The organism is Paracoccus caeni, assembly GCF_016629665.1.
Lineage (GTDB): Bacteria > Pseudomonadota > Alphaproteobacteria > Rhodobacterales > Rhodobacteraceae > Paracoccus > Paracoccus caeni.
Genome location: NZ_JAEPRQ010000007.1, coordinates 49,428 through 66,046, shown reverse-complemented (window position 1 = coordinate 66,046; position 16,619 = coordinate 49,428). Strand labels below are relative to the sequence as shown.

At 61.7% G+C, this 16,619-nt stretch carries 13 protein-coding genes; 6 read left to right on the top strand and 7 right to left on the bottom strand.

Going from position 1 to position 16,619, the window contains the following annotated elements:
- Positions 1–2: 2 nt before the first annotated feature.
- Entirely contained in the window at positions 3–1,868 is a 1,866-nt protein-coding gene (locus JJJ17_RS16040) for a sensor histidine kinase (RefSeq protein ID WP_200688202.1), read from the bottom strand.
- 198 nt (positions 1,869–2,066) lie between these two features.
- Between JJJ17_RS16040 and JJJ17_RS16035 the strand changes: the two genes are divergently transcribed.
- On the top strand, positions 2,067–3,473 hold the full coding sequence (locus JJJ17_RS16035; RefSeq protein ID WP_200688200.1) for a cryptochrome/photolyase family protein: 1,407 nt from the start codon (positions 2,067–2,069) through the stop codon (positions 3,471–3,473).
- A 40-nt stretch (positions 3,474–3,513) separates the two neighbouring features.
- On the opposite strand, the gene JJJ17_RS20410 is transcribed toward JJJ17_RS16035, so the two are convergent.
- A complete protein-coding gene (locus tag JJJ17_RS20410; protein ID WP_234464151.1) occupies positions 3,514–4,746 on the bottom strand; it encodes a Hint domain-containing protein in 1,233 nt (410 codons plus the stop codon).
- 411 nt (positions 4,747–5,157) lie between these two features.
- Between JJJ17_RS20410 and JJJ17_RS16025 the strand changes: the two genes are divergently transcribed.
- Positions 5,158–6,150: a helix-turn-helix domain-containing protein gene (locus JJJ17_RS16025; protein WP_200688198.1), complete on the top strand. Its 993-nt coding sequence runs from the start codon at positions 5,158–5,160 to the stop codon at positions 6,148–6,150.
- A gap of 153 nt (positions 6,151–6,303) precedes the next feature.
- On the opposite strand, the gene JJJ17_RS16020 is transcribed toward JJJ17_RS16025, so the two are convergent.
- The 5 genes from JJJ17_RS16020 to JJJ17_RS16000 form a co-directional block, all read right to left on the bottom strand.
- Positions 6,304–7,560 (bottom strand): CAP domain-containing protein, encoded by a 1,257-nt coding sequence (locus tag JJJ17_RS16020; RefSeq protein ID WP_200688196.1) that lies wholly within the window; start codon positions 7,558–7,560, stop codon positions 6,304–6,306.
- 118 nt (positions 7,561–7,678) lie between these two features.
- The gene (locus tag JJJ17_RS16015) at positions 7,679–8,737 is read right to left on the bottom strand and encodes an HlyD family secretion protein (protein WP_200688194.1); all 1,059 of its coding nucleotides are present in this window, start codon (positions 8,735–8,737) and stop codon (positions 7,679–7,681) included.
- Positions 8,734–10,377, bottom strand: a complete 1,644-nt coding sequence (locus JJJ17_RS16010; protein WP_200688192.1) for an MFS transporter — start codon at positions 10,375–10,377, stop codon at positions 8,734–8,736. Before JJJ17_RS16010 ends, JJJ17_RS16015 begins: the two co-directional genes overlap by 4 nt.
- Positions 10,374–10,802, bottom strand: a complete 429-nt coding sequence (locus tag JJJ17_RS16005; RefSeq protein WP_200688190.1) for a MarR family winged helix-turn-helix transcriptional regulator — start codon at positions 10,800–10,802, stop codon at positions 10,374–10,376. The genes JJJ17_RS16010 and JJJ17_RS16005 overlap by 4 nt, the downstream gene beginning before the upstream one ends.
- A gap of 99 nt (positions 10,803–10,901) precedes the next feature.
- A complete protein-coding gene (locus JJJ17_RS16000) occupies positions 10,902–11,915 on the bottom strand; it encodes a LacI family DNA-binding transcriptional regulator (protein ID WP_200688188.1) in 1,014 nt (337 codons plus the stop codon).
- 92 nt (positions 11,916–12,007) lie between these two features.
- Between JJJ17_RS16000 and JJJ17_RS15995 the strand changes: the two genes are divergently transcribed.
- Genes JJJ17_RS15995 through JJJ17_RS15980 form a run of 4 tightly spaced genes read left to right on the top strand, consistent with a single transcriptional unit; the run spans position 12,008 to position 16,609 of the window.
- A complete protein-coding gene (locus tag JJJ17_RS15995; RefSeq protein ID WP_200688186.1) occupies positions 12,008–13,060 on the top strand; it encodes a sugar phosphate isomerase/epimerase family protein in 1,053 nt (350 codons plus the stop codon).
- Positions 13,057–14,151, top strand: a complete 1,095-nt coding sequence (locus tag JJJ17_RS15990) for a Gfo/Idh/MocA family protein (protein WP_200688184.1) — start codon at positions 13,057–13,059, stop codon at positions 14,149–14,151. The genes JJJ17_RS15995 and JJJ17_RS15990 overlap by 4 nt, the downstream gene beginning before the upstream one ends.
- The gene (locus JJJ17_RS15985; RefSeq protein ID WP_200688409.1) at positions 14,148–15,641 is read left to right on the top strand and encodes a sugar ABC transporter ATP-binding protein; all 1,494 of its coding nucleotides are present in this window, start codon (positions 14,148–14,150) and stop codon (positions 15,639–15,641) included. Before JJJ17_RS15990 ends, JJJ17_RS15985 begins: the two co-directional genes overlap by 4 nt.
- A complete protein-coding gene (locus tag JJJ17_RS15980; RefSeq protein ID WP_200688181.1) occupies positions 15,638–16,609 on the top strand; it encodes an ABC transporter permease in 972 nt (323 codons plus the stop codon). The genes JJJ17_RS15985 and JJJ17_RS15980 overlap by 4 nt, the downstream gene beginning before the upstream one ends.
- Positions 16,610–16,619 lie beyond the last annotated feature (10 nt).

Genomic DNA, 16,619 nt, shown 5'->3' with positions numbered 1-16,619 from the left:
GGTCAGGCCTTGGTCTCGGCGGGAACGGCAATCGGCAGAAGCACGGTAAACTCTGCCCCCGGATCAAGGTTGCGGCAGGAAATCTGCCCCTGAAAATCGCGGATGATGTTGGAAGAGATGGAAAGCCCAAGGCCAAGCCCCGCGCCGACCCCCTTGGTCGAGAAGAAGGGATCGAAGATGCGGTCCGCAATCGCCTCGGGCACGCCCGGCCCGTGATCGCGGACGCGGATCGCGACCTGCTCGCCCTCCTGCCGCGCAGTCAGGGTGATGCGGCGGTCAGGCAGATCTTCGACCGCATCGGCGGCATTGGTGATTAGATTGACCAGAACCTGTTGCAGCCGGGTCGGCCCGGCCCGCAGAGGCGGCAAATCCTTGGGGACATCAAGATCGAGGCTGGTCCCGCTGCGGGTCAGCCGTGGCGTGACAATGGTCAGGGTCTCGTCAAGCAGGGTCAGCAGATCAACCGCGCCCAGACGTTCATCAGGTTTGCGTGCGGCATGACGCAGGTGCTTGCCGATTGCCGCCATGCGATCCACCAGCGTCAGGATATGGGCGATGTTTTCCCGTGCGCGGCCAAAGTCACCGCGCTCGATCAGGATCGCCGCGCTGTCGGCATAGTTGCGCGCGGCTGCCAGCGGCTGGCTGATTTCGTGCGACAGCGTTGCCGACATCTGGCCAAGCGCCGCCAGTTTGCCAACCTGCACCAGACTGGCCTGCGCCGCCCGCAACTCGATCTCGGTGGCGCGCCGCTCTGACACCTCTTCGGCAAGGCGATTGTTCACCCGCGCAAGATCCGCCGTGCGTTCGGTCACCCGCCGCTCCAACTCGTTGGTATGAAAGCGTTGCATCGCCAGCCGCTCGGCGATCCGTGCCCGGCGCTGGCGCAGCATCAGCGCGCCGATCATCGCCAGCGACAGAAGCAGCACCACGAAAATCAGCGCCATCCGCGCCTCGGCTTTCAGTCGGGCGCTGTCCAGCAAGACGTGGACGGTCCAGCCCGCTTCCTCCATCTGCTGCGACGCGATGATATAGTCGCGGCTACCGGCATCGCGGTGTTCGGGATCGTCCGGCAGCGTCAGGATGGGAACGCCGTGTTCTTCGAGGCTGACAGGCTGCAGCTCGCCCAGCATCGAGGTGGCGTAGCGGCGGGATTCGGTCGTTCGGTCCAGCCGCTCCTGCGTCAGCGGGTTCAGGCTGTGATACAGCCATTTCGGCTCGGTCGACAGAAAAACGATCCCCTCGGGGTCGGTCACCAGCACCCGATGTTCGCTGTTACGCCAGGATTCCTCGATCCGCTCGACATCGGCCTTGACCGCCAGAACGCCGCTGATGCGGCCCTGATGATCCCAGACCGGAGCCGAGAAGAAATAGCCGCGCACGCCCGACGTGGTGCCCACCCCGTAAAACCGCGCCGGCAAACCGTTCATCGCGTCGATCCAGTAGGGGCGATAGCTGAAATTCTGACCGACGAAACTCAGCTCCTTGCGATAGTTTGAGGCTGCGATGGTCTCACCATCCGACAGGACCAGATAAATGTCCGCCGACTGAACGACCTCATTCTGCCGCTCAAGCCAGCGGTTGGTGCGCTCGCGCAGCGCCTGATTGTCGGGTTCCTCGGCCAGCGCCCGGATCAGGTCCAGATCGCCGATCAGTTGCGGCACCACCTCGAACCGCGCCAGATCGGCGTCCAGTGCGTTGTCGGTCAGGCGCAGCACCGCCTCGGCCCGGGCATAGCCAAGCGCAAGATAATGCTGAAAGGCCAGATTGCCGCTGATCCAGACGAACAGCGCAAACAGCAGCGCGGCGATTGCCGGGATCAGCAATCGACCGTAACTTTTGGGTAAGCGAGAGGCGGCCGTTAATTCCATCTTCCCCTACAGAAGGCGCCATCGGGCGTTATCCTTCCTCGGAAATGTGGCAGCTTGCAGGGTTGCGCGCAATGATCTTCGCAGATGCGCGCGGCCATTGAACGGCCCGGTTGCCGAAGCGGGCCCCGACGCAAGACAGGATGGTGGAACCGGCCCCGATGCCCGGCGTTTGCCGGTTGTAATGACGAAAGCCATCCCATGACCGCGATCTTCTGGCTATCCCGCGATTTCCGTTTCGCGGATAACAGCGCCCTTACCGCAGCGGCGGATCACGACCTCCTGGTCGCGGTCTTCTTCATCGACCGGCAGTTGCGCGAACAGGGGGCGGCAAGCCGGTGGCGGGTTCAGCGTGCCGTGCAGGCCTTCGCCAAGGAGTTTTCCCGCCGCAGCGATGGCAGATTGCTGATCCTCGACGGAGAGCCCGAGGAGCATCTTCCCCGGCTCTGCAAAGACCTGTCCGCGACCGAGATCTATCAAAGCGACTGGCCCTGTGCGGTCATGCGGAAGGTGCAGGACGGTGTCATCGCGCGGCTTGAAGGTCAGGCGCAGTTGATCCTTCATCAGGGCCACCTGCTGCTGCATCCGCGTCAGATCAGGGCTGCGGGCGGCGGAGCATATCGCGTTTTCACGCCCTTCCTGCGTGCCCTTCGCCGGATCGGCGTCGAACGCCCATTGCCAGAGGTGAGCCGGATCCGGGTCGCCACCGGATTGCCGCAGGGACTGGACCCCGAAAGTCTGAACCTTGCGCCGGATTTGCATGGCGGCGCTCCAATCCTTGAGCAATACGCGCTTCCGGCGGGCGAAAAGGCGGCGCTTGCGCGACTGGACACCTTCCTTGCGACCTGCGGTACCTATCCCGATTTGCGCGACCGGCCCGACCGCGATGCGACCTCCGGTCTGTCGGAACATCTGGCAGTTGGAGAGATCAGCCCGCGAACCATCTGGGCCATCGCCATCGCCAGCGCCCATGCGCAGGAAGCCAAGGCTGATCGCGAGGCGGTGCAGAAATTCCTGTCCGAGGTCGCGTGGCGCGAATTCGCATGGCATCTGCTGATCGATTTTCCGGCGATGGCGACACGACCATGGCGCAACGAATGGAAAGATTTTCCTTGGCAAGGAAGAGGCGAAGATTTCGATGCGTGGTCTCAGGCCAGAACGGGTGTGCCGCTGGTCGATGCCGGGTTGCGAGAGATGCGCGTCACCGGGCGGATGCACAACCGCGTCCGCATGCTCTGCGCCAGCTATCTGACCAAGCATTTGTTGACGGATTGGCGTCTGGGCGAGGCATTCTTCGCGGACAGCCTGACCGACTGGGATCCGGCATCCAATGCGATGAACTGGCAATGGTCGGCGGGAAGCGGTCCGGATGCGACGCCGTTCTTCCGCATTTTCAACCCCGAACGACAGGCACAGCTTTTCGATCCCGATGGGGCCTATCGTCACCGCTGGCTGTCAGCGGAAAGCCATGACGCCAAGGCCTATTTCGCGACCCTGCCTTCGCGTTGGAGAGTTCCGCGAGACTACCCGGACCCCGTCGATGCCGATACGCTGAAAGGCGGACGTGAGCGCGCATTGGCTGCGTGGTCAGAGTTCCGGGCCGAGTAAAACGGCGCGGCGATCTGGTCACCGCGCCGATGGGTCAGTGTCAGACCAGCGCTTCCTGCACCATGGGTGAGGTCACGATGGGTTTGCCGTTGCGGGCATGACGGCTGACCAGCCTGCGGGCCTGCCTGCCCGTCGGAAGGCTACGGGCACTGACTGGCACGTAGCTTTCGTCGCGGAGTTCTGGGAGGATCAGGAATATCTCCTCAAGCGCCTGCTTGCCGACGGATTTAAGGGCCTGCTCTCCTGTGAACAGCGACTCTGCCTCGGTCCCGTTCGACAGGACGATTTCATGACGGTCGAAAAGGATGTGGAAGTAATCGACTTCATCCATATCGCTTGCCGACTCGACGCCCGGCAGCTCCAGCAATTGTTTCGCCGCCACCAGAACTTCGGCTGCGCCGAACATGCGTTCCGCAATGGCCGAGCGGACAAGAATCCGATGCTGAGGTGAGACGATCAAATCTGCCGAGGGACAATTCGCCCCAAGTGCATCTGCCTTGATCCGGATCGGGCGAAGATGAGGGTTCGCGACCATGACGTCATGATCGATCAGGCGATGACCAATCCAGCGGATCGGCTGAAATCCGTTATCCCGCGTCAGTGCCTGATCGCCGGGTCGCAGATCCTCGATCCGCCGTGGACCCTTGGACGTGAGAATGATGGTGCCAGCGGCGAAACAGACGACCGCAAGATCGCCGGTTCCCTCGGCAACGTTGATGACCGCCGTGTCCAGCACGACCTGAGTGACATTCGTGACGTTCTCGACCAGGCCCGCAGCAGTCAGCAACACTGGCCGAAGCGGGTTTAGCGGGTTCATCGCCAGCGCAGTCGCCCGTATCGATGCGGTCAGACCGCTTGCAACTTCCGAAAGCGGGACATCGACGCTGAAGGGAATGCCGGCAACTGTCAGTGTCGCCGTAACGCCCAACCGATCTTGGTCCATCGGCTGATCGCTGACCACATAGGGGGTTCCATCCGCGGCCCTGAAAACATGGCCTTGAATATCATTCACTTTCACATTGATATTCGCGAGTGTCGGAATGCCGACGGTTACATTCTGTGTAGAAAATATCAGCGGACCGACATATTCGCCCGAGTAATCTCCCGCGGCAGTCGGAACCGTAACGGTTTCCCCGTATTCTGCGACGGCGCCGTTTCCACCCTGATTGGTTGCGGAAATATCGCCGGTGGTTTCGTGTATGTCCGAAAACATCCCGTTCAGGATGTGGTTCGCGTTCGTGTTCACAACCCAGATATCGGCATCCAGGGTCAACAAATCATTAGGAACTTGAGCAATATAGGCCATGAATTACCCCATCAGAATGGTCTATCTGAAGATGATGGAAGTAAACTTTTACAACGGTGCTATTGACAGCTTCCGATCGTCGGGAGGCAGCAAAAGAAAGGTGCGTGCGAAATATCGCTTGCACGGCGCTCGATACCTAATCTGCCATGCCGTTAACTATTCTTTACGAGAATGCGAAGTAAACGATTCTTTTCAGAAGTGTCAGATAAATATAAGAAATATACTCATTGAGTATGTAGTGAATAACTAAAGTATGTATATATTATAACCATATTATACATTTGCGTTTGCCGCTTGCCGCGATGCCTCTGGTAGAACTTCTGCCTATTGGGCGCATCGCGACTTTCCCGATCCGCGGACAGGTTATATGCTGCGGAAATGTTCGGCCTTGATGACAGCTTTGACCTTGGCGAGGAAGAACCGCCCGCGCGATCTCTGATCGATCCGGCGCAATGGATACAAGCCCAACGGGACAATGCAGTCGCGCTGGCAGATGCCGCGCTGACTGTGGGGCGGCTGGATCAGTTAATCATCGGCCTTACCCCCGACATGCGGCAGGGCGCGTTGCTTCGTCTTGCCGTGATCGAGACCGAGGCGATGTTGTGGGGGCAGGGGACGCCGCTTCGGCGCGAAGAAATCGGGCGCGATCTGATGGATGCCCGCGCCGCGACCGATCTGGATGCGATGAAGCTTGCCCGTTGGGCGATCAGAAGGCTTGAGGGTCAAACCGCTTTAACCGATCTGCGGGCGTTTCTGGCCTTGCATCGGACGGATCATACGGCGACGGGCGCGGCGCCCTTCGCCTCAAGACCCATGGGCCGAGACTTCGACGATGCCGCGCGTGATTTTCTTTCCGCTTTTGATCGGTTCTCGGCGTTACACCCCTTGGCGCGTGCCGGTGCGGTGCAGGTTGCCTGGCGCATGGCCGAATTGTCGAACCCGGAAGACCTGATCGAAAGCGCTGTCTGGGTCGGGCGTGACATGGCGCGGCGTTGCGAGGCGCTAAGTTTCGTGCCGCTGGGCCGCCATGGTCGCAGGGTTTGGCTGGGTGGCGGTGAAGCCGCAAGCCGTTTGCCCAAATATCTGGATGCGATCAGGCAGGGCGCGAGCGAGGCCTGCCAACAATTGTCGCGTCTGTTCACATGGGCCGAACAGGCGAAAAGCGCGACCCGCACGATCAAGGGCGACAATAGCGCCCGTGTGATCGCCGCGTTGATGACACGCCCGCTTCTGACGACGGCCATGGTCGAAGAGCATGCCGGTATCAGCCGCGATACCGCCGAACGGCTTTTGCGGCGAATGCAGTCCGAGGGGATCGTCCGCGAGGTCACCGGAACGCGCAGATTCAGGTTATGGACCGCTGCGGATTGACCCGCGACGACCAATCTCTCGCAAGGGCGAAAAAAGTTGGAACCCGATCGGCGCTGAGAAGTTAAAAAGCCAGTACAACATTGCACGAATGCAATGACTTAACGAGTTAGCCCGCCTTCTCAGGCGGGCTTTTCGCTATGTAAATTCTAGCCGTCAGATCAGGAAGATATCGTCCGCAATATCTTCGGCATTCAACTGGGTGCCGTTGAACGTGATCTTGTCGCCGCCACCGAAATCGACGACCACGCCATTTGCGGTTTCGCGCACATGATCCGCGACGAATTTCTCGACGGTGTCATTGCCGATCAGGCGCTTGTCGAGCAGCAGACGATCAATATCGGGCTGATAGCTGTTGATGACGTCGGCGCCGTCACCCTTGCGGTAAATGAAGGTGTCGGCATCCGCTCCGCCGGACAGGACGTCATTACCTGCCCCGCCGTGCAGCGTATCTGCGCCGATCCCGCCCGATAGCGTATCCGCGCCGTTACCGCCGCCCAGCCAGTCATTGCCCGCGCCGCCTTCCAGCAGATCGCGCCCGGCTGCGCCAAACAACAGATCGTCGCCCCATTGACCTTTCAACGCATCGTCGCCGACGCCGCCATTGATGATGTCGTTCCCCTGGCCGCCAAGCAGCGAGTCATTGCCCAGATTGCCCAGCACACGATCATGACCGCTGCCGCCATTCAACGTGTCGTTGCCGTCGAAACCGCTCATCCAGTCATTGCCGTTGCCGCCCTCGGCCCGGTCGCTGCCGACGCTTAAGCGGAAATCGTCAGCGCGGGATGTTCCCTGAGCCACGTTTCCGCTTCCAGCCGCGCGAACTGTTTGCCCGTCCATCCCGTCCAGCCAGCTTTCGCGGCTCTGCCGCATGCCGGAATGCGGCGCGGTCGCGGTCGGGAAACTGTCACCGCTGGGCGGCGGAGGGGGAGGGGTCGTGCCGGTGTCCAGCTTCACCTTGCCGTCGGTATCGGCATAGTTCTGCGTGACCATCAGCACCTGAAATTCCCGCCCGTCCCGGGAGAATGTGCCCAGCTCCAGCCCAAGCCCGATCAGCGTGGCTTTGTCGTTCATGATGTTGGCGTAGTGGCCGGGGCTGTTCATCAGGTTCTGATGAAGCTGCTGGATCTCGTCACGCAAACCGTCTTCGGTATCGGCGCTGACATAGGCGATGTTTTCCGCCGTCTGCCAGCTTCCCGACAGATCAAACCCCGAAGCCTTGATCCGATCGGTCGGGCTGGAGCCGTTCTGGCCGGTATGGGAGAACACATCGGCGTCCAGCATCCACCGGCTGTGTTGTTCCGCAGCGGTGTTCAAAGACTGCTCCAGTTTCAGCGCTGGTAAACCCTGCTGCGCGCGGGCCTCGTTCACCAGGCTGACAAAGTAGCGTTCGTTTGACGTTGCGATAGACATCTGCGACCTCTTGGCAGTTTCCAGATTGAGTGCGCCATCGTTAGCGCCCCATATCGCAGATTGCGTGCATTGATTTTGGTGAATGCGGACTATCGCCGACGACTTCCGGGCGAAAACCTTACCTTACGGCATCCGGGGGTTGAACACTGTCCGTATCGACGCGGACAATGACCGACATGCCGGGTCGCAGATAGTTCGACATTTCCTGATTCGGATTGATGGAAATCCGCACCGGCAGACGCTGCGCAATCTTGGTGAAATTGCCCGTCGCATTGCTGCCTGCGAGCAGGCTGTATTCCGACGCGGTGGCAGGCGAGAAAGCCTCGACCCGACCCGTAAAGGCGCGGTGTTGCATCGCATCGACGGTGAAGTGGACGACTTCGCCCGGCCGCAGCCCCTTAAGGCTCGTTTCCATAAAATTAGCTATGATCCAGACCTCGTTGCCGACCAAAGAGGTCATCGCGGTGCCCGGCGTCACATATTGCCCGACATGCACGCTGATCTGGCCCAGATGGCCGTCCTGAGGCGCGCGGATCACGGTGTTTTCCAGATCAATCCGGGCCAGTTCCACCGACGCCTGAGCGCTGGCGATATCGGCATCGCGAGACTGCAAAGCGACCCGCGCGGATTTGACGGCCTCGCGCTGCACATCAAGCTGGGCTTCCGCTTGCGTCACGCCCGCTTCGGCCTGTTGCAAGGTCAATTCGGATTGGTCGGCGGAAGATTGCGATGCAACTCCTCTGGAGCGCAGGGCCTGCGACCGATCCCAACTCGTCCGGGCCGTGGTCAGCGCCGAGCGTGCCGAACTTACCCCCGCCTCGTCAGCCCGAACGACTGCTTCGGCGGATGCGACGCTTTGCGTGGCCACCTCCAGCGCAGCCTGCGCCGCCGCCAGTTGCGCCTCGGCCTGTGCCAGTTTTTGGCGCGCGATCCGGTCGTCGATACGGGCGATCACGTCGCCCTCGGCCACTTCCTGAAAGTCTTCGACCTCGACAGCGCTGACATAACCGGTCACCTGCGGCGCAAGCGCCGTGACTTTGCCACGGATATAGGCGTTTTCGGTGGTGGGCTCGGACGGCTGGAAGGGCGGCAGGTGCCATGCGTAAAGCAACAGCAGGACGCCAGCCAGACCAATGACAAGCGCAATCGCCGTGGGGAGAATATTTTCTTTTTTCATGATGTTGGTTCCGGATTATTCGGTTCGGCCGGTCGCATTCGCGCGGCCAGAAGATCGCGCAGCAGATGCAGCAGCAATGCGGCTGCGGCCAGAAGCGCGATCAGGCAGGTCAGCCGATAGGCATCGTTATAGGCCATGACATAGGCCTGATTGCTGGCGTCCTGCGCGATCTGCGACATAGCCTGCAGCTTTCGCGCGGCGAGATCGGGCATTTGCCCGGCAAGCCCGGCGCTGCGGATGGCAATGTTCTGGGCGACGATTGGCTCTGATGTGCCCAATTCTTCGATCAGCACCTGATAATGCGCTGCCTGACGATGGTTGATCAGCGTCGAGAACAGGCCCGAGCCAAAGACTCCGCCCAGCGATTGCGTTGCAATGAAGACGATGACGAAGGACAGCAGATATTGCGGCCCCTTTGCCAGCGCCGAAATAAGTCCCGCCATCATCGCCGGCGGCATGAACAGCATTCCGGCAAAGCCGATCAGCACCTGGCTGACCACCATCTGCGCCGGGCGGGTGTCGATGGTGGAATGGCTGTCCATGTAAGCCCCAACCGCGATCAGCAGCAGCGCGATCAGGTGGAAAACGGGCACTCTTTGCGGCTTGATCCATGCCACACAGGCAAGGCCGCCAAGCAGGCTGGCAAATGTAATGACCGCGAAAAGGCCCGTCATCTGCGACGGAGCGACCCCGAGAAGCTGAAACATCCGCGGCGCGCCAGTGCTTTGTTCGGACAGGATCAGCCTGAACAGGAACAACGTCGCCGCCAAATGGACAATCGCGGGACTGGCCAGCCAGCGAATATCCAGAAGCGGTGCCGAACGGTTCAACTCGATCGCCACTGCAAGCGCCAGCGAGGCAACCGAGGCTGCCAGCAGCAGGCCGATCCAAGGCAGATCGGTCCAGTAATGGATCGGCCCCATGACAAAACTGATGGTCAGCCCGGCGAAGCCCGCTCCGATCAGCAGGAAGCTGACGAAGTCCATCGGCTGGATCACCTTCATATGCGGCACCGGGCGCAAGGGCAGGCGGAAGACCAGCATCAGCGACACCATCGCCATGCCAAGCGCGGTCAGATGCACCCATGTCAGCCCGCCATCACCGATCAAGGCGGGCGAGACCACCCGCGCCAGCGTCGGCCCCGCCATCAGCACCGCCATCGCGATCGGCAAGCCAAGCCGCATCTTCCACTGCGGCGCAAGCGGCTCCAGCATATACATGAAGGCCAGCGTCGATAGCGGTGCCGCCGACGCGCCTGACAGGAACTGCACCACGACCGCAGAGCGGAAATCGTTGATCCAGACCGAGGCGAAGGCCACGACCACATAGACGATGATCCCGATCTCGGCAAAGCGGCGCAGACCGTATTGTGTGCGGATCTTGATCAGCATCAACGGCAGCGAGGCGCGCGGGATCATGTAAGCCGCCATCAGCCAGCTTGCATCCGTCGTGGTAATGCCAAGATCACCCGCGATCTGCGGGATATTGGTGGAAACAAACCCCTGACCCAGACCCTGCGACAGGGCCAGCACGACCGCGGCCCCCATATAGGCCATGGCCTGCGGCACCGGCAGAGGCGGATTGGCGGGCGGTGCGCCCGGCATTGCCGGAGGCGCGGCATGTGTCGCGCTGTCACTCATGGCTGGGACAGCTTCGCGACATTGGCCAGCAGGCGTTCCAGAACCCGCTTCGTCTGCTCAATTTCTTCCTCGCTCAGCCCGTCGATCAGATCGGCGCGGACGCGGCGGGTAAACTCGACGATGTCGGTGTCATGGCCTTGCTGGGTCAGGTATAGTGCATTCTTGCGCGCATCCCCTTCGATCGGTCGTCGCTCGACAAATCCGCCGGATTCCAGCGCATCGATCTGCCGCTTCAGGGTCGGTGCCTCGATATCCAGCCGCGCCGCAAGCGCCGCTTGCGTCTCACCCTCCATCTGCGCCAGCGTGGTCAGGGCGCGCGCCCGCGACATGGTCAGCCCAACCGCCTCTGCCCGCGCATCGTAATTGCGCCGAAGCTCTCGCATCAGTTGCAGCAACACATCCAGAACACCGTTTTTCTGCGGCATCGCGCTCCGCCTTTCGCCAATTGATTAGCTGGCTAATGATTATTCGTTAGCCAGCTAATGATCTGACCGCGACCCGTCAACCCCGCCGGGCTCGATTTTTCAGAGACTGTAGGGGGCCGTCGTCTCGCGCAGCATCAAAAGCGGCTGTAGCAGCGTCATCGGCTCGACCTCGCGACCTTCGATCCGGCGCAGGATGACGCGGGCGGCCTGCTTGCCAAGCTCGCGCTTGGGCTGTCGAACCGTCGTCAGAGAGGGGGCAAGATGCGAGGCCATCTCGATATCGTCAAAGCCCACGACGGAGACATCGCGCGGCACCTGCAGTCCGGCGCGCTGTAATCCGGCAGTGAAGGCACAGGCCATCTCGTCGGAAAAGGCAAAGACGGCAGAGGGACGTTTTGCGGCGGACATCGCTATCCATTCCTGCGCTGCGGCGGCACCCGCCTGCAACGTGAAATCGCCGTTGAAGCTGATCAACGGCTCGTCGCCCGCAGCTTCCAATGCGCCGGCAAGCCGGGCCTTGTGCAGCACGTTGTCGGGCGGGCCGCCGATAAAGCCGATCCGGCGATGGCCCAGCTCTCGCAGATGGGCAACCGCCATGCGCCCGCCTTCATGATTGTCCAACATGACCCGTGGCAGACTGGTGCCCTCAATCCATTCACACGCCGTGATCACAGGCGGTGCATTGGCGATCTCTAGCCCGGATTGCGGGACCAGACCGTCCAGAAGGATGATCCCGTCGGCGCGCGAGGGATCAAGAAAGCGGTGCAGCCCGACATGCTTTCCGGTTCCGTCCTGCGTATCGGAGACCAGAAGGTCATAGCCCGCCGCCGCCAGTTCGCGGCCCATCCCGTCAAGGATCTTGGCGAAGAACGGATTACCCAGATTCGGCACCAGCGCCACCACGCTGCCTGTGCGCTGCATCCGTAGATTTCGGGCCGCGTGGTTCATCCGATAGCCGGTCTCGGCCACGGCTTTCATCACCGCTTCGCGAGTGACTTCGGCCACAAGCCCCGGATTGGACAGGACGCGACTTACCGTGGATGCGGAAACCCCCGCAACCCGCGCAACGTCCAACAATTTTGCCCGTCCGGGCGTGGAGGCCATCTTCTGCATTGGCGAACATTATGCGGATGTTTCGATCTCGACAAGAAAATGTTTGCAATCGATTGCAGTCCAGTGCAGGTTAGCCCCGTTGGGAGGACCATATGCAGACGATCAAAGGCCCTGCGCTATTTCTGGCACAGTTCATCGGGGGCGCTTCTCCGTTCGATACCTGGGACGGTATTACCGGCTGGGCTGCGGGTTGCGGTTATGTTGGTGTGCAGGTGCCGACCGGCGATCCGCGCATGCTGGATCTGGATCGCGCGTTGGAATCGCAGGATTACCGGGACGAGTTTCTGGGAACCGCGCTGCAGAACGGCATCGAGGTGACAGAGCTTTCGACCCATATTCAGGGCCAGCTTGTCGCCGTCCACCCCGCCTATGACGTGGGTTTCGATGCCTTTGCCCCCGAATCGCTGCGCGGTAATCCCAAGGCGCGGCAGGAATGGGCGGTCGATCAGGTGGCCAAGGCGATTCGCGTCAGCCGTCTCATGGGTCTTGACCGGATGGCGACGTTTTCCGGCGCGCTTGCATGGCCCTATCTTTACCCATGGCCGCAACGCGCGCCCGGTCTGGTCGAAGCCGCCTTTGACACGCTTGCCGCCCGCTGGCGTCCGCTTCTGGATCTGGCCGAAGATCAGGGCGTCGATATCTGCTACGAGATCCATCCGGGCGAGGATCTGCATGACGGCGTCACCTTCGAGATGTTCCTTGACCGGGTGAACGGTCATGCCCGCGCGAACATGCTTTACGATCCGTCGCATTACGTTCTGCAACAGCTTGATTATCTGCAGCATATCGACATCTACCACGACCGCATCCGCATGTTCCACGTCAAGGATGCAGAGTTCAATCCGACCGGGCGGCAGGGCGTCTATGGCGGCTTCCAGTCATGGGTCGATCGTGCCGGCCGTTTCCGCAGCCCCGGCGACGGGCAGGTGGATTTCGGCGGCGTCTTTTCGAAACTCACGCAATATGGGTTTGACGGCTGGGCTGTTGTCGAGTGGGAATGCGCTCTGAAACACCCCGAGGACGGTGCCCGCGAAGGTGCGGCTTTCGTCCGCGACCACATCATTCGCGTGACCCCGCATGCTTTCGACGATTTCGCCGCAAGCAGCGTGGACGAAGCGGCACTGAAGGAGATGCTTGGAATATGAACCCGGTTCGGCTTGGCATGGTTGGCGGCGGCAACGGCGCATTCATCGGCGCGATCCATCGCATCGCGGCGCGGATGGACGGGCGTTATGCGCTGGTTGCGGGGGCATTGTCCTCGAACCCCGAACGGGCGCAGGCAAGTGCGGCGGAGCTTGGCATTCGCGGCTATTCTGACTTCAACGAAATGGCGGTGGCCGAGGCTGCCCGCGACGACGGGATCGAGGCCGTCAGCATCGTGACGCCCAATCACATGCACGCGGCCCCCGCGATTGCCTTTCTGAACGCGGGCATCCACGTCATCTGCGACAAACCCCTGACCGCCACGCCGGAACAGGCGCGCGAATTGGCCGATGCTGTCGCGGCCAGCAAGGCGCGGTTTTTCCTGACGCATAATTATTCCGCCCTGCCGATGATCCGCGAGGCACGAGCCTTGATCTCCGACGGTGCGCTTGGCACGGTCCGGCTGGTTCAGGCCGAATATATTCAGGGTTGGCTTGCCGATCATTCCGACAGCAAGCAGGCCGAATGGCGTGCCGATCCCACGCGCGCCGGTGCGGGTGCGATTGGAGATATCGGCACCCATGCGTGGCAATTGGCCGAATATGTGACGGGTCAGACGCCCGCCTCTTTGTCCGCTGAACTGTCCAGCATCGTGCCGGGGCGAAGCATCGATGACGATGCACGCATCGCGCTGCGCTATGCCTCCGGCGCGAAAGGCGGGATCTGGGTGTCGCAGGTTGCCGTCGGACAGGAAAACGGGCTGTCGCTGCGGATTTTCGGCTCGGATGCTGCTCTGGAATGGCGGCTGCAACGGTCCGAAGAGCTGATCTTCACGCCGAAGGACGGCCCCGCCCGCATCCTGACCCGCGCGCAGGATCGCAGCCAAAGCTACCGCACCCCGCCCGGACACCCCGAGGGATATCTGGAAGGTTTCGCCAATCTTTACAGCGACGTGGCCGATGTGATCCGGGGCGATACGACCCATCTGGACCGCATTCCCGGTATTCAGGCCGGTCTGTCGGGTATGGCCTTCATCGCCGCCACGCAGGCCTCATCTGCCAAGGACGGCGCATGGACGCAGGTTTCGCCATGACCGTGCTTGCCCTGCAAAACGTCTCTAAAAGCTTCGGCCCCATTCAGGTGCTGCACGGCGTCGATCTGGCGCTGGAGCCGGGCGAGGTTCACGCGCTAATCGGCGAGAACGGGGCGGGGAAATCCACGATCATGAAGATACTTGGCGGGTTTCTGGACCCGACCGAGGGGCAAATCCTGCTGGACGGCAAGCCCGCCCGCTTTGCCAGCGGCCCGGAGGCCGAGGCGCAGGGCATCATCGTCATCCATCAGGAATTCAACCTCGCCTCGGACCTGACGGTTGCGGCGAATGTGTTTCTGGGCCGCGAACTGGGTGGCTTCCGCCTGAACCACGCCGCAATGCGCGAGGAAACGGCGGCGTTGCTGAAACGGCTGAACACCACGATTTCGCCCGATGCGAAGATCGGCAACCTTTCGGTTCCCGACCGGCAGATGGTCGAGATCGCAAAAGCCCTGTCCCGCAACGCCCGCGTGCTGATCATGGACGAGCCTAGCGCCGTTCTGACGCATCGCGAGGTCGGCACCCTTTACGAACAGATCGACCGGCTGCGCGCCGAAGGGGTGGCGATCCTCTATTGCTCGCACCGTCTGGACGAGGTGGCGCATCTGGCCGACCGGATCACCGTCTTGCGCGACGGCCGCGTGGTCCGGCAGGCCATGCGCGGCGAGCTAACCGAGGACGGCATGGCGACCGCGATGGTCGGGCGCGAGTTGGAGGATTTCTATCCGCCGAAAGGCGATCCCTCCGCTGAGATTGCCTTGCAGGTCAGAGGCTTGACCGTTCCGGGGCGCGTGCATGATGTCAGCTTTGCGCTGCGCAAGGGTGAGGTGCTGGGCATCTCTGGTCTGGTCGGCTCGGGTCGTACGGAACTGGCCGAAGGGCTGGTCGGCCTGCGATCATCGACCGGCGACATTCAGGTGAACGGCAAGCCGGTGCGGATCAGTGATCTACGCCATGCCTTCGCGGCGGGGCTGGCCTATCTGACCGAAGACCGCAAGGAAGCCGGGCTGCTTCTGGAGAAGGGTTTGCGGGTCAATCTGACGCTGGCGACGCTGGAGCGGTTCGGCAAATGGCGCATCGACACCCGCGCCGAAGACAAGGCGCTGGACCGCGCGACCGAGGATTTCGACATCCGCGCCAAGGATCGCAACATGCTGGCGGGGAAGCTGTCGGGCGGGAACCAGCAAAAGTTGTTGCTGGCGAAAACCATGCTGCCCGATCCCGACATCATCATCATCGACGAACCCACTCGCGGCATCGACGTGGGCACCAAGCGGCAAATCTACGCCTTCATCCGCAAGCTGGCCTCCGAGGGGCGCAGTCTGATCGTGATCAGCAGCGAAATGACCGAGGTGATCGGCCTTGCCGACCGCGTGCTGGTCATGCGCGAGGGGCGGCTGGCCGGTGAAGTGACGGGCGATGCCATGACCGAAGACAATATCGTGCGCCTTGCCATGGGCGTCGGAAGTGACGGCGGAAAGGCTGCATGAAACGTATCGACCTTCATCTTCTTGGACCACTGGTCGCGCTGATCGCGCTGGTGATCCTTGGCGCGCTGCTGAACAGCGCCTTTCTGGCCCCGGCCAATATCACCAACGTTCTGGCGCGGTCGGCCTTCATCGGCATCATCGCCGTCGGCATGACCTTTGTGATCACGGCGGGCGGGCTGGACCTGTCCGTCGGCTCGATGGCGGCATTCCTTGCCGGCGTCACCATTATCGCCATGAACGCGGCCCTGCCCGGCGTGGGCGAGAACTGGGGCACGATCCTGATCGGTATGGGCGTCGCCATCCTTGGCGGCATCATCGCCGGGACCGTGAACGGGCTTCTCATAACCAAGGCCAGGATTGAGCCGTTTATCGTCACCCTTGGCACCATGGGCATCTTCCGCTCGCTGGTGACATGGCTGGCCGATGGCGGCACGCTGAGCCTCGAATACGGGCTGCGGACGCTTTACCGCCCGGTCTATTATGGCGGCATCGGCTGGATCACTTGGCCGATCATCGTCTTCGCCATCGTCGCGATCCTTGGTGAATGGACCATGCGCCATTCCCGCTTTGGCCGCCATGTCGAGGCGATCGGCTCGAACGACCGCGTGGCGCGCTATTCGGCCATCGACGTGAACCGGGTGAAGCTGCTGACCTATCTGCTGCTGGGCCTGCTTGTCGGGCTGGCGACGGTGCTTTACGTGCCGCGGCTTGGCTCTGCGTCGGGATCAACCGGCGTGCTGTGGGAGCTGGAGGCGATTGCCGCCGTGATCATTGGCGGCACCGCGCTGAAGGGTGGACGCGGGCGTGTCTGGGGCACGGTGATCGGTGTCCTGATCCTGTCACTGATCGACAATATTCTGAATCTGGCCGATCTGGTCAGCCCCTATCTGAACGGGGCGATCCAGGGGGTCATCATTGTTCTTGCTGTTGTCTTGCAGCGGGAAAAACGCACCGCCGAAGAGCGGTAACTCTTGGGGA

Excerpts from the sequence above, each read along its gene's own strand:
- JJJ17_RS16040 (WP_200688202.1), bottom strand. The coding sequence starts at position 1,868 with ATGGAATTAACGGCCGCCTCTCGCTTACCCAAAAGTTACGGTCGATTG.
- JJJ17_RS16035 (WP_200688200.1), top strand. The coding sequence starts at position 2,067 with ATGACCGCGATCTTCTGGCTATCCCGCGATTTCCGTTTCGCGGATAAC.
- JJJ17_RS16025 (WP_200688198.1), top strand. The coding sequence starts at position 5,158 with ATGTTCGGCCTTGATGACAGCTTTGACCTTGGCGAGGAAGAACCGCCC.
- JJJ17_RS16020 (WP_200688196.1), bottom strand. The coding sequence starts at position 7,560 with ATGTCTATCGCAACGTCAAACGAACGCTACTTTGTCAGCCTGGTGAAC.
- JJJ17_RS16015 (WP_200688194.1), bottom strand. The coding sequence starts at position 8,737 with ATGAAAAAAGAAAATATTCTCCCCACGGCGATTGCGCTTGTCATTGGT.
- JJJ17_RS16010 (WP_200688192.1), bottom strand. The coding sequence starts at position 10,377 with ATGAGTGACAGCGCGACACATGCCGCGCCTCCGGCAATGCCGGGCGCA.
- JJJ17_RS16005 (WP_200688190.1), bottom strand. The coding sequence starts at position 10,802 with ATGCCGCAGAAAAACGGTGTTCTGGATGTGTTGCTGCAACTGATGCGA.
- JJJ17_RS16000 (WP_200688188.1), bottom strand. The coding sequence starts at position 11,915 with ATGCAGAAGATGGCCTCCACGCCCGGACGGGCAAAATTGTTGGACGTT.
- JJJ17_RS15995 (WP_200688186.1), top strand. The coding sequence starts at position 12,008 with ATGCAGACGATCAAAGGCCCTGCGCTATTTCTGGCACAGTTCATCGGG.
- JJJ17_RS15990 (WP_200688184.1), top strand. The coding sequence starts at position 13,057 with ATGAACCCGGTTCGGCTTGGCATGGTTGGCGGCGGCAACGGCGCATTC.
- JJJ17_RS15985 (WP_200688409.1), top strand. The coding sequence starts at position 14,148 with ATGACCGTGCTTGCCCTGCAAAACGTCTCTAAAAGCTTCGGCCCCATT.
- JJJ17_RS15980 (WP_200688181.1), top strand. The coding sequence starts at position 15,638 with ATGAAACGTATCGACCTTCATCTTCTTGGACCACTGGTCGCGCTGATC.